Below are 13,042 nucleotides of genomic sequence, written 5' to 3'. Positions count from 1 at the left end.
CTCGCCCAGCGACCGATCTCCTGGCGGTCACGGCAGCCGAGCCCGTCCATGGCAGCACCATAGCTTGCACCCCATCCGTCGTGACGGTCGCTGGTGAGACATGCGGCTTCAGCGCCTTGCGCATGAAGGTCAGGGCCGCCGCCTTGTCGCGGCTGCGCGTAACGTAGCTCTCAAGCACTTCACCCTCGTGATCGACGGCGCGCCACAGGTAGACCATCTCACCGTTGAGCTTCACGTACATCTCGTCGAGATGCCATTGCGATTGGCGAAACTTACGCATGCGGCTGACCCGAGCGCGGCGAATATCACCCGGGAACAGCGGCCCGAACCTGTTCCACCAGAGCAGCACCGTGTCATGGCAAATGTCGATGCCGCGCTCGAATAGCAGATCCTCGACGTTGCGCAGCGACAGGGGGAAGCGGACGTACATCATCACGACCAGCCGGATTACCTACGGTGACGAATTGAAGTAATGGAAGGGCGAGGCAGGCTTGCGGGGACGAGGCATTGAAGCCCCCTTCACCGCCCCGCCTACCATCCGGTGCACTTGGATTGACGGAGCCGTCGCCAGCGATGCCGGTGCTAAGGTCGTGGTGATCCGCTGACCAATAGGGATGTGGCGGTTATCGCGACATCCCTACAAATCTCTCACTTTGCAGGCAAACGACGCCGCTTAGGCGTACCCACAGCCAGCGATCCTTGCTCAAGGACGGCCGCGGAATCGATTGACCGGGGCGCAAAGCTCAGCACTGGCAACGGTTGCATCATCAGGCCGGCTTGCCCGGTCAGCGTTGCAACCAGGCTACGGAAATAGGGATACGTTGCGACCTTGCCGACTCGTTCAATAAAAAGCTCGCATGCACCTTCATCGCAGGCCCCGTGGATGCGATAACTCGCAAGATAGGTCGCGCCGATAGACAGCACGCGCTTGCGACCGTAGCGGCAAACGACTTTGAAGCTGAAAACGCCATACAGCGATCCGTTTTCATTTTCGAGGAAGCTGTCAAGTACGCCCGCGACGACATTGTTGCGCCATGCGTCGGGATCGAGATCCAGCGCCTCGGGCTTCATATCGAACTCACTGGTTGTCATACGGATGCTGCGCAAGTGTGCACGTGCAACCAGGCTATTGTAGACACTAGGGTCCATGCTTGCGGCATCTTGGGCCAAGGTCTGGATCCTAGCCCGCAACCGCAAGCCGTCGGACCCGCCTAGTATCGGCTTCTTCGGCCCGCGCCCAACGATCCACCAATCGGCCGCGATCTGGCGACGCCAGGGCAGTCTCATCGTGCGTTACCACGATGTTCGAACCAATTTGTATATCGTTAACGAGCCCTGAAACTGTCCAGTGCTGGTTACCGTCCGTAGCTTCACCTCTCGACAGAGCGATAATATTTTCTAATTGGCATTGCGTCATGAGGACAGGACTTTGTCCTAAATGGTAGAATATTTTTGCGATGGTTCGTATGGTTAGGTTTTTGGCCTGCTCGCCAAACATCTGACTAACCCGCGCCTCCGAGACATTTAATCGTTTCGAAAGGTCACGAGCACGCAAGCCTCTTTCGTTCATCACTCGCTGTATTTCTGATTGGACCGCAACGATGAATTCGGCTTCTGCGAGTTCGACGGCAAGCGTGTCGACATCGCACGTCACCGCACTTCCTGCCGTTATGCCCGCTCCTATCTCAGTCATCGCTCACGTTCCTTCTGTACAACTAGTTCGAGTGGCAGCATCACTTGCAGCGCCGCGACCGGCTGGAGAACCGGGTCCACGACGCGGGCAATACGCACCTCTGTTACGAAAAATGTCTGACGCGCCTCGTCAGTGCCACGACGACCGACCACCTGAACGTCGGTTGCGATAAACTCCTCCAGGCGACCATGCTGGTCACCCGCTACGCGCCGAAAGGCCTGTTCAGGGAGATGATCACAGCCATTACAGAACCGGCGGAACAGCCCCATCAGCCGTGCGAACACCGTCACAGGTATGGCATGGTGCAACCGCGCCCAGTCACTGGCACGCATCGCGATGCAGCGCCGAGGCCCATCGACTCGCACCTCGGCATGCTCGGCTGGTGATCGCTCGGCTGAGCCCATCTGCACCTCATCACTTAAGGTACGTGTTAAGCTCGCACGCGTCCACTGCCATTCTTGTCACCATTGGACGGCTTGAATCTCGATGGCATGCTTAACATATAGCTAAAGCTGGCGCGGCCATTCGGGGACGTGTTCGTGTCAGGGTTCAGGTAGGAAGGACACGACACAATGACGGCTGCCATCACGTTTTACCCGGTCTGCAATGGCGACATGACGCTGCTGCGGTTCGACAATGATCAGACGCTGCTGATCGACATCCACATCCGCAAGGGTGCCGACGACCCGGATGATGACACACCCGACGTCATGAGCCTGCTGCGCGAGCAACTGAAGCGCGACGAGAAGGGTCGGCTCTTCGTCGATGGTTTTCTCAACACCCATCCCGACAAGGACCATATCTGTGGTCTGTCGAAGCACTTTCACCTCGGACCCCCCGATGACTGGGTCAAGGCCGACGACAAGATCCTGATCCGCGAGATGTGGTCGTCGCCCATCGTGTTTCGGCGGGCATCGATGACGCACACGCTATGTGACGATGCCAAGGCCTGGGCAAAAGAAGCCCGGCGCCGGGTAGCGCTGTATCGTACCACCAAGGCGACCGGGATCGAGGGCGATCGTATCCAGATTTTGGGCGAGGACATCAAGGGTAAGACCGATGACATCTTGGGGATCGTCGTAAAGACCGACGATGTCGTGTCCAGCCTCAACCGCGTCACCGCTGGCGCCTTTGAAGCTCGTCTCCTGGCTCCGATGCCGCAAGGCGACGATGAAGAACTGGTGGAACTGCTGGCAAAAAACCGGTCGTCAGTCATTCTGCGCTTTTCGATCCGCGGGGCCGGGTATGCCGACAAGTGCCGCTTCCTGACCGGCGGAGACGCGGAGGTCGCGATCTGGGAACGCCTGTGGGACAAGCATGGGGCAGCGCATGCCGACTGGCTGAGCTACGATATCCTTCAGGCGCCGCACCATTGTTCCTGGCATAGCCTGAGCTATGACAGCTACTCGACCTGGGGAGAGGAAGCCGAGGTATGTGAGAGCGCCCGCACCGCGTTGGCGCAAATCCGCAAAGGCGCCGTCATCGTCGCCAGCTGCGAACATATCGATCCTGAGGATGCCGATCCGCCGAGCGATCGCGCCAAGCGCGAGTACATCTCGATCGTTGAGGGCAAGGATGATCGCTTCCGGTGCGTCACCGACGTCTGGGAAGATGAACAGCAGCCGCTGCGCTACGAGATCGGCGCTAGTGGCATCGTCAAGGCGGTCATGAATGCCGGCAAGGCGGCAGCAACGGCGTTGGGAATCGGCGCAACGGCGGCACAGGCACGGCCGCACGGCCGCTCCTGATGGCCTCTCCGAAACCGGCAGCCCCGGCGGATGACATCCTCCGGGTCGCGGCAAGCCACCCGGAATTCGCCGGTGGCGAGGTCATCGGCGATAATGAGGTTCGCATCGATCTGAGGGTCGAAATGCCCCTCCACTTTCAGGCGGATGGCGGCAGCGACACCGGCGTCCGGATTGTTGAGCCGGTCACGCTGCGTATCCCGTCTGATTATCCCTGGCGCTCTCCTCAGGTGCGCCTTCGCGCGGACTTCCCGCGTAACTTCCCCCATCTTCACCCGGGCGGCGCTGACGCGCCGCCCAGGCCATGCCTTGTCGATGGCAATCAAGACGAGTTTTTCCTTCAGTTCGGCTTGGTCGAGTATGGCGTGTTCCATCTTGTCGAACAGGTTGCTGTCTGGCTGCGCAAGGCCGCGATCAACCATCTGATCGACCCAGTGCAAGGCTGGGAACCGGCCATGCGGCGTGGGTTGAGCAATACATTGGCCTTCGACGCAGAGACCATGCGTGCCAGCCGGCTGAAGGCCGGCGGCTATGTAGCTTGGCGTAGCCGTTTCGGTAGAATGGGGGCCGAGGACGCGACGCTGCTTGATGGTGCTTCGGTTTGGATCAACAGCGATGGCGTTAAAACGCCGCTCAGTACGACGGACAAGTCGCTGTTCAGCGTTTCGCCAATGTCGAAAGGGGGCACGTCGGGGAATACCATCATCGGGATTGTCTGGGCCGACAAGCCTCCCTCTGGTGGTACCCACGTTAGCAACCGTTACACCCCCGACGACGTCACAACGATCAATGAGCTTCGTTCGCGTGCTGATACGCTGGGCTGCCGTCGCGGTCTCGATCTTTTTCTCAGAAATCTGGAACGGTCGTGGCAGGGCTGGCACCTTAACCAGCCGATACCAGTTGGCATTGTCTTGTGCGTCGAACGACCCTTTCATTTGATCGGATCAACCTCTCCGATTGAATTACTGCCGTACGTCATTGAAATCCGTCCCTATGACCAGAGAACGACACCAATCGTCGGTGGAGGCGATGAGCCGGTCGTACCTGCTCTGCATTATCAGACATTGAATGCGCCATTGCTGCGAACGCTGGCAGGGGTACCCGAACGGCCAGCGCTTGCGCTGCTCGGCTGCGGCAGCGTCGGCTCGAAACTAGCGCTGCACGCCGCCCGCTCCGGGCAGCAGATCGTCGCAATCAGCGACGAGGGGTGGCTTCGCCCGCACAATATGGCGCGACACGCCCTCTCCCCTACCGCGGTAGGCCAGCCAAAGACTGCGGCGCTCGCTGATGAGCTGGTCGGGTTCAGCTTGTCGCCAACAGTCTACCAGGATGACATCGCGTCAGCTCTGCGCGACGAGGCTAACCGGGCCAAAGTTATTCCCGCAGGCACAGGCATCGTCGTCAACGCCACTGCCTCTCTCGCGGTGCGTGAAGCGTTATCCACCGCGATCCGTCCGAATGAACGTGCGCGCTATATCGAGGCGGCGCTCTTTGGTCGCGGCCGCATGGCTTACATGCTGGTTGATGGAACCACTCACAACCCAAATCACAACGATTTGATGGCTGAGATGTATGCCACGCTGGCCGATGGTGAGGCTGTAGCGCTGCTTGCCGACCCTGAAACCGGTCTCGCTGAAATTCAGATAGGCCAGGGCTGCGGATCGTTGACGATGACCATCGACGATGCGCAGCTCTCGATGATGACAGCCGGCCTTTCCAAAGAGATCGACCACGCGGCTGACCATCCAAACGCCGACGGCCTGATTGTCACTGGCGTCTGTGACATCGATACCCCCGCAACGCGCTGGACCCGCCAAACCGTACCGTCCTTCGAAACCGTCGCGATCGAGGGTACCGACGGCTGGGAGCTGCGGATCAGCCAGCGCATTGCAGCAAAGATCAGGTCAGCGGCCGCGGCCTCGCCGCATGCGGAGATCGGGGGTCTGCTCGTCGGCCTTAGCAGTGCCCGGATGAAGACGGTCACCGTGGTCGATCTGCTCGATGCACCAGCTGACAGCACGTTTTCTGCCGGCCTGTTCGTTCTCGGCACTACTGGCCTTCAGAAGGCAATCGAGCATCGCCATCAGGCTAGCGGACGGACGCTCTTCGATGTTGGCACCTGGCACAGCCATCTTGCCGACGAGGGCCCATCAGCGCTCGACTGGCGGACGGCGACCGAGCTGGCGGCGGGGCGTACGCCACCATCGGTGTTGCTGATTGTAACGCCGCTTCGCTTTCACGCCCTGATCGCGAAGGATACAAACGGTGGCTGAGACCAAATCGCTCAAAGAGCAAAACGCCTGGCTCATCCGTGCCGCCATGATGGCCCACGCAACAGCCTTTCTGGTGGTGGCAATGGAACCAGCCAAGCTCATCAAAGCTCGGTCGGTACATTTGATCGCAAAGCTTGAAGCAATGGCAGTGCCGGGATCGGCATCACTTGGGCTGATTGTCATCGCCTCTTTGATTTTGCTTGGATTGATTCCACCCAACTGGCGCGATCGGCTCATCCATCTACGATGGAACCACCCCCTGCCTGGGGCGCGGGCCTTTACCGTCGTCGGTCCGACCTCGTCGCACGTCGACATGACGGCATTGCAAAGCAAGCTAGGCTCCCTCCCAACCGATCCGGCGATGCAGAATCAGTTGTTCTACCGGATCTATAAACCGCTTCGGGACGACGTCAGCGTTTGCGACCCGCATCGTCGATACCTTGCGGCGCGAGATATCGGCACGATCACCGCGCTCTTGATCGTGCCGCTGCCAATCCTTGCACTGATGATCAACGACAACATAGGTCGTTCTGCGATATACGGCGCTTGCCTTTTGGGAGCCTATGTCCTGTGCGCGGTATCTGCCAAAAACTATGGTTGGCGAATGGTGCAACATGTTCTTGCCCTGACTGCGGCGGCCGATCCCGACCTACCCGCCTCAGCACCGCAACCGTGACCAACGGCTTGCATTGATCGTCCCTCGGTTTGACGGACACCGATCGATGCGGCGCAAGAGGTGGTCTGCGGGCAACGTGGCTTCTATGGTGCGACGGGACGCCCCTCCCCGCCCACCGCGACAGTCTGATCCCATCATAGCGGCGCTTCTTACGGTAGGGGTGAAACGAAGAAGCAATCCGGCATGTCCGGCATTTTTCAACAGACCAAGGCGGTTGTGATCCTCCCCGTTGACGCACGGGTTCGTGCCGGTTTCAAAGTGTCAAAAGGGCGCATCACAAGTTCGCTCGCGGTTCGAGGGGACAACCCGTTCACGCCCCATGGCCTCCAGCCTGAACGAGCGTCCGCTTTATCGTGATCGATGCCCGAAAGCGGACAGGCCGCTCTCCACCAAGATCGGACATTCCGCGCACGTCCGAAAACGGACTGGCCGTTTTTCACCAAAAGCAGAATCGCTGCACATTCTGTTCGACTTCGCAGCGAAGCAGAGCAACAGCGGTGTCAGACGACGCGCAGGGATTTTGCCCTGCCCCCGCCCCAGGTGAGCCGCTCACCGGGGCTCTGGCTGGTGGGGCAGCATCAGGGCTGCTCCCAAACCGGAGTACAGCCACCATGATAAAGCTCAGTGATACCCAGCGCATCCTCCTCGCCACGGCATGCCAGCGCAAGGACGGCAGCGTGTTACCGCTGCCCGGCAGCGTCCACCGCGGGGGCGGCGCCACAAAGGCGCTGGCAGCACTCCTTCGACGAGCGATGCTGATCGAACTGCCGACGACGAATGCGGCCGCCATTCACCGTACGGATGGCGACCTGACCTACGGCCTCTTCATCACCAAAGCAGGGATGGCGGCGATCGGCGTCGATGACGACATCGATGCGGGATCGTCAACGGCGATCGGCGAGCTGCCTGCGGTGATCGCTGTCGACAAGGCACCCACCAAGATCGCGCTGGTTCTCGAACTTCTCGCGTCAGCGGAGGGAATACCCGTAACTGAACTGATGGCAGCGACCGGATGGCAGCCGCATACGACACGCGCCGCGCTGACGGGGTTGCGCAAGAAGGGGCACAGCATCCAGCGGATCAAACGCGACAGCATTACTTGTTACCGCCTGCTGGGGGCGGCGTAATGGTGTCCGCCTCGGATCTCGGCGAACTGGAGACCTTGTCCTCCGCGACGCTGCGGGAGCGCTGGCAATCGTTGGTTGGGACAGCGGCGCCCACAGTCAGCCCGAAGATGCTGCGGCTGGCGCTTGCCTGGGAGATGCAGGCGCGAGCCTCTGCCGGTCTTGCCCGCGCTGCCAGCCAGACGCTCGACCAACTTGCCCGCGGGCAGACCCGTACACAGGCAGCCACGCCTGGCATGCGGCTGGTGCGCGAATGGCAGGGCCAGGCACACGTCGTCACGGTTGGTGAAGATCAGATCATTCGCTGGGATGACCGCGAATGGCGATCGCTCTCCGAGGTTGCACGCGCAATCACGGGGACGCGCTGGTCGGGTCCGGCGTTCTTCGGTCTCAAGAAGAAGGTGGCAGCATGAAGACGGTGCGCTGCGCGATCTATACGCGCAAATCCTCCGACGAGGGGCTGGAACAGAGCTTCAACAGCCTCGATGCGCAGCGCGAGGCGTGCGCCGCTTATATCCTCAGCCAGGCCAGCGAGGGCTGGACGGCGATGCCCGAGGTCTATGATGACGGCGGGCTATCCGGCGGCACACTCGAGCGCCCTGCCCTCAAGCGGCTGCTTGCCGAAGTAGAGGCTGGCCGGATCGACATTATCGTCGTCTACAAGGTGGACCGCCTCACCCGCTCGCTCTTCGACTTCGCCAAGCTCGTCGAGACCTTCGATGCCGCGGGAACAAGCTTCGTCTCCGTCACCCAGTCGTTCAACACGACCACCAGCATGGGCCGCCTCACCCTCAACATGCTGCTGTCGTTCGCGCAGTTCGAGCGCGAGGTGACCGCCGAGCGTATCCGCGACAAGATCGCCGCATCCAAAGCACGCGGCATGTGGATGGGGGGCACCCCGCCGTTGGGCTATGCCCCGCACGACCGCAGCCTCGTCGTCGTCGAGGAGCATGCGATGCTCATCCGTCACATCTTCACCCGCTATCTTGCACTGGGTTGTGTGCGGCGCCTGATGGAAGAGCTGACCCGGACGAGCATCACTGTGCCTGAGCGGGTCACGGTCGGTGGCAAGCCCCTGGGCGGGGGCACCTTCACCCGTGGCCAGCTCTACCATATCCTCAAGAACGTTACCTACGCCGGCAAGATCGGTCACAAGGACAAGGTATATGGCGGCCTTCACCCCGCCATCATCGACGCGGCGACCTTCGATGCCGTGCAGACGATGCTCGCCGACCATCGTCAGGGCCAGCGCAGCCGGGCGGTCACCGCCGAGAGCAGCCTGCTTGCTGGTCGTATCGTTGATGGGAACAACGCGCCGCTGGTCGCGACACACGCGAACAAGAACAAGGTGCGTCATCGCTATTACGTCAGCCGCGCCCTGCAATCGGGTGCGAGTGCCACCGGTCTGCGCATACCCGCACGAGAGATCGAGGGGCTGGTGATCGGGAAATTACAGGAACTCCTCCGCCAGCCGATCGAGCTTGCGGCACTGGCAGAGCTCGACGTCCGTGTTCATCAGATCACCGAATTTCACACACGCTGCGAGGCGCTTGCCGCGAGCAAGGGCACCGAACGCTACCGGGCGATGCTGGATACCGTGCGGCAAGTGCAAATTGGCGATGCCGCGATTACCCTCACCTGCGACGCTGCTGCCTTTGCCAACCTCCTTGCGCTTCCCCGACGGGATGAGGGGATGGCGACCTTCGAAGTAGGTTGCGCGGCACGATTAACCCGCTCGGGTCGCGCTTTGCGCCTCGTGCAGGACGGTGGCCGCACCGCACAGGCAGCACCGGACAAGTCGCTCATCCGCCTGCTGGTTCAGGCCCGGCGCTGGTGGGGTATCCTGCGCGCCGGCGCGATCAGCACGACCGAGCTTGCCGTCCGCGAGGGCGTGACCAGATCATATGTCTGCAGAGTGATCCGGCTGGCTTTTCTTGCACCGGCGGTCACCGAGGCGATCCTGGCGGGGCGACAGCGCGCCGGCGTGACCGTCGCGAGCCTCACCGCCGAAGGCGGCATCGCCGCCGACTGGCGAACGCAGATCGCGACGCTCCTGCCGACGTGCCCCCCAGTCTAGGCGGGCGGAAAGGCTAGGCCCGACGGATACGGTCAACGACGTCGGCGATGGTGGAGAGGTCCCCGGCGAGCTCGCGCAGTTCTCGCGGGCGGGCGGGATGCAAGGGGTCAAGCACAACCTTTGCGGACAGATCCTCCATCAGCATGCCCGCGGCCGTCATCTGTATCCTGATCATCTCGTCTGGGGTCATCGTCTGCCTCCTGACCGCGACCAAAGCCGCGGCGAGGGCCTGAAGTCGAGACGCAGCTTTCCGCCGGTTCCGCAATCAGGCGATGAGGTCGCTCGCCGTCACGCCGAAAGGTACTGCAAGCTTCTCGACCAGCGATATCGTCGGGTTGCGAGCAGCACGCTCAAGGTCGCTGACATAGGTGCGATGGATGCCGGCGCGATCGGCATAATCCTCCTGGCTCCACCCGTGGTGGTTACGCAGACGACGAAGGTTGGTGGCAAGGCGCTGTCGGACATCCACGGGTCTGTAAAGATGCCGCTGTCGACGATTGATCTACAGACGATCAGTGACATTCCAGTTGCTTTATCGCGTACGTCGAGCATGACGCGTGTCACTGATTGTCGACATTCCGTCGTAGAGCGAGGGGGAATAATGAGCGTTTTGAGCTATAAACATGTCACTGACATGCGTGCCCGTAAGGCGCCGACGTGGAAGCATGCCGGGCGGCCTGGCGCGGTCGCGTTGCTACTGAGTGCGGCCGGTTGTGCGACGTCCCCGTGGGGGTTTCCGGTGCCAACCATGATCGGCAACGAGCAAGGCGTCGCGATGACCGGCGTCGTCAAGGCGCGCGACGAAGACGATGTTCGCCGCAAGCTCGCGCAAAGGCTTGGATGCCCCGACAGCATCCATTTCGCCAGTCTCACAACAGAACGCGCCGACAGTGACATCGGCACAAAGATGATGCTCTACAAGGCAGTGATGAAGTGCGACCGCACGGGCCAGCGTGCTACATCTGCAAGTGCGCAATAAGATGCGCTGTTATCCTTGCCGCGCCATCGCGCCCGCAATCGAGGCTAGCTGCCTTGTGGAGCCAGCCATGCATCGTGCCACCACGCCCACGCAGAAGGATGTTCTATGGAACCGCTGATTGGCCTCATCGTCATCATCGCCTGGGCAGCCCTAAATGCCGTCATCGCGTCAAAGCGAAATCGGTCTGGACTGGCGCTGTTTGCGCTTTCTACCGTTCCTGTATTGCCATTGGTTATACTAGTGTCGGTTGGCACTGGTGGCAACGGCGAGAGCATGGCTTGGGCGGCGTTTGCAAGCCCATTGGCTGGATTTATTGTCTCATTGACGATGGCAGGCGGAAAAGAGGCCGCGGTTCGCCGCGGTCAGCACGGCGACTATGTGCGCTGCCCCTCCTGCGCCGAGCCAGTACGCAAGCTTGCGACCAAATGCCGCTATTGTGCGAGCGCGCTATAAGCGGGCAACAGCGCGCCGGCTTCGGGTCCGCCCGCAAGCCATCAGGGCGCCCATCCATGCGATGAAAGAGGACCGGCGGACGCGATCACCCACGGGCGCGTCCGGCCGGTCGCGGTGGATCCCGCCGGCCGTCAGGGCGCGATTGTACCGATGCCCCTCCCCCGCTGGCTAGCCGGCCCTGTCGCTGTTTAACCCACAGAAGGAATTGCGACACGCTGTCGACTTGATCGTCATGGACAAGGTTCGGGAAGCCCATCATCTCCCGCTTAAGCTCTGCAAGCCAGCGTGCTTTCTGGGGGAACTTGGCAAGGCCCGAATAAAGGCGCTCTGCGCCGACGACCAGCCGCTCCTCCTTGCTCATTACCGGTTGAGAGGCGTAGCGGTTGCACTGGGTTGCGTGGTGTTCAGGCTCGCTGAGACAGCGGTGATCGCGGGAAAGGTCCTCTAGCAAGGCATGACCCGTCGCTGCCTTTTCGATGATGATGGTGTCGGCCTGCCACTTCTTCCGTTCGCGCCGGACGCGCGCCAGCAGGTCCGGATACGATAACCGGATGCGTTGGAGATCGAGCAGCAGCCACGCGCCATCGTGAAAGCCCCAGGTGGTGCCCACCGAGAAATCCGCCTTTGGCCCATCGGTGAATGCGGTATCCCAGCTCTGGACGACGTACTGGAGGCGTTCACGGCCAGGTGCCTCGCTATAGGTTTGGATCCGCGACCATTCGATAAGCGCGCTGTCGGGCGGTGTCGGGTTCTGCTGATACTGTGCTTCGAAGTCGGAGCTTCCCATCGCCTGCCTGAACTCGTCGAGGATCGGACGCGGCTCTGTGCGAGGTTTCAGGAGGTCACCAGGCTCGCGCACATGGACGCGGCCCGTCGAAAGCACGAACTGCTGCCGCTCTTCGGCAATCGCGGGAAGGTTGAGATGGGCGTAGCCCATGGTCTGGAGGTGCGCGGCGAGGTCGTCTTCGTGCAGTCGCTGTTGCACGGCGATGATGATGCCTTGCGACTTGTCGTTGAGGCGACTGACGAGGCTGTTGCCGTAGAAGTGGCATACGTTGTCCCGTTGCACCGGGGAACGTGCATCGCCGGCCTTCATCAGGTCGTCGATGATGATGACATCGGCACCGAAACCCGTCAGCGACCCGCCGAACGAGGCGCCGCGACGAAATCCATTCTGCCTCGTACGCACTTCCGAGATCGTATTGCGCGCAAGGCTGCTCGCCGTCTCCGGGAAGGTATGGGCATACCAGCCAGAGCTGACGACGCGCTGGAAATTACGGGAGTGTTCCTTGGTGAGATCGTTCGAATAGCTGACCGTGAGGATGCGCCGGGTCGGATCGCGCCCTAGCATCCAGGCAGGTAATGCCACGGAGGTCGCGATCGACTTGAGGTGTCGAGGCGGGATCGTGATCAATAGACGACGAACCTCGCCTCGCTCGGTACGGGCGAGGTAGTCGCTAAGGATCTCGAGATAGGGAGCACGCTCCAGCTCGGCAGCGGGATCAAGCGTCGCGAACACCCGCTCGACGAACACCTGAAAATCCCGCCGACAAAGCTCGCTTAGCGCTGACGAGATGTCGGCGGGCGGAGTCATGCTGTCCCCCCTGGCGGGAACCGGGCGAGGTATGCCGCCAAGATGGCGGCGTCTCGGGCCGGATCGGTGTCCATGGGGGGCAGCGCCTGTGTGCTCGCCGCGGTTTCCCCGGCGTGATGCAGCACGGCATCGATGGCTTTCAGGTTCCCGCGCATCGCCTCGCCGACGAGCCGGACGGCCATCGCTTCGCGCTTGGTCATCCGGACCGCGCGACCGTTGCTGGTCCCCGTGATCTGCCGGTCGAGCTCGCGCTGGAGGAGCGTCTTGAAGTTCAGCGATCCTTTCGGTCTCCCGGACGGATTGCCCGATTTGCCGGCTTTGAACTGATGCTCGCGCGGCGGCTTGCCGCGCGTGACGGCATATCCGTCGGCAGGTTCGGCCGAGCGCGGGGTGCCACTGGTGGCCTGATGTTCAGACATACCATCCTC

Annotated in this window: 15 protein-coding genes and 1 pseudogene; 8 read left to right on the top strand and 8 right to left on the bottom strand. The window is 61.5% G+C overall.

Annotation, left to right across the window (positions count from 1 at the left end):
• Positions 1-5: 5 nt before the first annotated feature.
• The 4 genes and pseudogenes from ACU5AX_RS13050 to ACU5AX_RS13035 all read right to left on the bottom strand — a co-directional run.
• Positions 6-448 (bottom strand): annotated as a pseudogene (locus tag ACU5AX_RS13050) (IS6 family transposase); the annotation flags it as partial.
• Positions 449-648: 200 nt separating this feature from the next.
• Positions 649-1,170, bottom strand: a complete 522-nt coding sequence (locus tag ACU5AX_RS13045) for a hypothetical protein (protein ID WP_446691271.1) — start codon at positions 1,168-1,170, stop codon at positions 649-651.
• 10 nt (positions 1,171-1,180) lie between these two features.
• Positions 1,181-1,693 (bottom strand): helix-turn-helix domain-containing protein, encoded by a 513-nt coding sequence (locus ACU5AX_RS13040; protein ID WP_446691270.1) that lies wholly within the window; start codon positions 1,691-1,693, stop codon positions 1,181-1,183.
• Positions 1,690-1,983: a hypothetical protein gene (locus ACU5AX_RS13035; RefSeq protein WP_446691269.1), complete on the bottom strand. Its 294-nt coding sequence runs from the start codon at positions 1,981-1,983 to the stop codon at positions 1,690-1,692. The genes ACU5AX_RS13040 and ACU5AX_RS13035 overlap by 4 nt, the downstream gene beginning before the upstream one ends.
• A gap of 282 nt (positions 1,984-2,265) precedes the next feature.
• On the opposite strand from ACU5AX_RS13035, the gene mblB reads away from it, so the two are divergent.
• The 6 genes from mblB to ACU5AX_RS13005 all read left to right on the top strand — a co-directional run bounded on the left by mblB (position 2,266) and on the right by ACU5AX_RS13005 (position 9,588).
• Entirely contained in the window at positions 2,266-3,441 is a 1,176-nt protein-coding gene (gene mblB, locus ACU5AX_RS13030) for an anti-phage 6A-MBL system MBL-fold protein (RefSeq protein ID WP_446691268.1), read from the top strand.
• The gene (gene cap2-3, locus ACU5AX_RS13025) at positions 3,441-5,711 is read left to right on the top strand and encodes an anti-phage 6A-MBL system cap2_3 protein (protein ID WP_446691267.1); all 2,271 of its coding nucleotides are present in this window, start codon (positions 3,441-3,443) and stop codon (positions 5,709-5,711) included. The genes mblB and cap2-3 overlap by 1 nt, the downstream gene beginning before the upstream one ends.
• A complete protein-coding gene (locus ACU5AX_RS13020; RefSeq protein WP_446691266.1) occupies positions 5,704-6,387 on the top strand; it encodes a hypothetical protein in 684 nt (227 codons plus the stop codon). The genes cap2-3 and ACU5AX_RS13020 overlap by 8 nt, the downstream gene beginning before the upstream one ends.
• Positions 6,388-6,998: 611 nt before the next feature.
• On the top strand, positions 6,999-7,514 hold the full coding sequence (locus ACU5AX_RS13015; protein WP_446691265.1) for a DUF3489 domain-containing protein: 516 nt from the start codon (positions 6,999-7,001) through the stop codon (positions 7,512-7,514).
• Positions 7,514-7,924, top strand: coding sequence for a DUF2924 domain-containing protein (locus ACU5AX_RS13010; RefSeq protein ID WP_446691264.1), 411 nt, complete (start codon positions 7,514-7,516; stop codon positions 7,922-7,924). Before ACU5AX_RS13015 ends, ACU5AX_RS13010 begins: the two co-directional genes overlap by 1 nt.
• Complete coding sequence (locus tag ACU5AX_RS13005) at positions 7,921-9,588, top strand: recombinase family protein (protein ID WP_446691263.1); 1,668 nt, start codon at positions 7,921-7,923, stop codon at positions 9,586-9,588. The genes ACU5AX_RS13010 and ACU5AX_RS13005 overlap by 4 nt, the downstream gene beginning before the upstream one ends.
• Before the next feature lie 13 nt (positions 9,589-9,601).
• Here the strand turns inward: ACU5AX_RS13005 and ACU5AX_RS13000 are convergent, their stop codons facing one another.
• Positions 9,602-9,778, bottom strand: a complete 177-nt coding sequence (locus ACU5AX_RS13000) for a hypothetical protein (RefSeq protein WP_446691262.1) — start codon at positions 9,776-9,778, stop codon at positions 9,602-9,604.
• Between the two features lie 75 nt (positions 9,779-9,853).
• On the bottom strand, positions 9,854-10,057 hold the full coding sequence (locus tag ACU5AX_RS12995) for a helix-turn-helix domain-containing protein (RefSeq protein ID WP_288935993.1): 204 nt from the start codon (positions 10,055-10,057) through the stop codon (positions 9,854-9,856).
• 279 nt (positions 10,058-10,336) lie between these two features.
• On the opposite strand from ACU5AX_RS12995, the gene ACU5AX_RS12990 reads away from it, so the two are divergent.
• Positions 10,337-10,567 carry a hypothetical protein gene (locus ACU5AX_RS12990; RefSeq protein ID WP_446691261.1) on the top strand — a complete coding sequence of 77 codons (231 nt, stop codon included), beginning with the start codon at positions 10,337-10,339 and terminating at the stop codon, positions 10,565-10,567.
• 105 nt (positions 10,568-10,672) lie between these two features.
• Positions 10,673-11,020, top strand: coding sequence for a zinc ribbon domain-containing protein (locus tag ACU5AX_RS12985; RefSeq protein WP_446691260.1), 348 nt, complete (start codon positions 10,673-10,675; stop codon positions 11,018-11,020).
• Between the two features lie 85 nt (positions 11,021-11,105).
• Here the strand turns inward: ACU5AX_RS12985 and ACU5AX_RS12980 are convergent, their stop codons facing one another.
• Positions 11,106-12,614, bottom strand: a complete 1,509-nt coding sequence (locus tag ACU5AX_RS12980) for a phage terminase large subunit family protein (RefSeq protein ID WP_446691259.1) — start codon at positions 12,612-12,614, stop codon at positions 11,106-11,108.
• Positions 12,611-13,033, bottom strand: coding sequence for a DUF5681 domain-containing protein (locus ACU5AX_RS12975; protein ID WP_446691258.1), 423 nt, complete (start codon positions 13,031-13,033; stop codon positions 12,611-12,613). The genes ACU5AX_RS12980 and ACU5AX_RS12975 overlap by 4 nt, the downstream gene beginning before the upstream one ends.
• Positions 13,034-13,042: the final 9 nt, after the last annotated feature.

This window comes from Sphingomonas benefaciens, assembly GCF_052907485.1.
Note: the sequence above shows the minus strand (reverse complement) of the source record. Positions and strands in the feature narration are given on the sequence as shown.

Bases quoted from the DNA above. Each gene is read 5' to 3' on its own strand.
- cap2-3 (WP_446691267.1), top strand. From the start codon at position 3,441: ATGGCCTCTCCGAAACCGGCAGCCCCGGCGGATGACATCCTCCGGGTC.
- ACU5AX_RS12975 (WP_446691258.1), bottom strand. From the start codon at position 13,033: ATGTCTGAACATCAGGCCACCAGTGGCACCCCGCGCTCGGCCGAACCT.
- ACU5AX_RS12980 (WP_446691259.1), bottom strand. From the start codon at position 12,614: ATGACTCCGCCCGCCGACATCTCGTCAGCGCTAAGCGAGCTTTGTCGG.
- ACU5AX_RS12990 (WP_446691261.1), top strand. From the start codon at position 10,337: ATGATCGGCAACGAGCAAGGCGTCGCGATGACCGGCGTCGTCAAGGCG.
- ACU5AX_RS13040 (WP_446691270.1), bottom strand. From the start codon at position 1,693: ATGACTGAGATAGGAGCGGGCATAACGGCAGGAAGTGCGGTGACGTGC.
- ACU5AX_RS13000 (WP_446691262.1), bottom strand. From the start codon at position 9,778: ATGACCCCAGACGAGATGATCAGGATACAGATGACGGCCGCGGGCATG.
- ACU5AX_RS13005 (WP_446691263.1), top strand. From the start codon at position 7,921: ATGAAGACGGTGCGCTGCGCGATCTATACGCGCAAATCCTCCGACGAG.
- ACU5AX_RS12985 (WP_446691260.1), top strand. From the start codon at position 10,673: ATGGAACCGCTGATTGGCCTCATCGTCATCATCGCCTGGGCAGCCCTA.
- ACU5AX_RS13015 (WP_446691265.1), top strand. From the start codon at position 6,999: ATGATAAAGCTCAGTGATACCCAGCGCATCCTCCTCGCCACGGCATGC.
- mblB (WP_446691268.1), top strand. From the start codon at position 2,266: ATGACGGCTGCCATCACGTTTTACCCGGTCTGCAATGGCGACATGACG.
- ACU5AX_RS13010 (WP_446691264.1), top strand. From the start codon at position 7,514: ATGGTGTCCGCCTCGGATCTCGGCGAACTGGAGACCTTGTCCTCCGCG.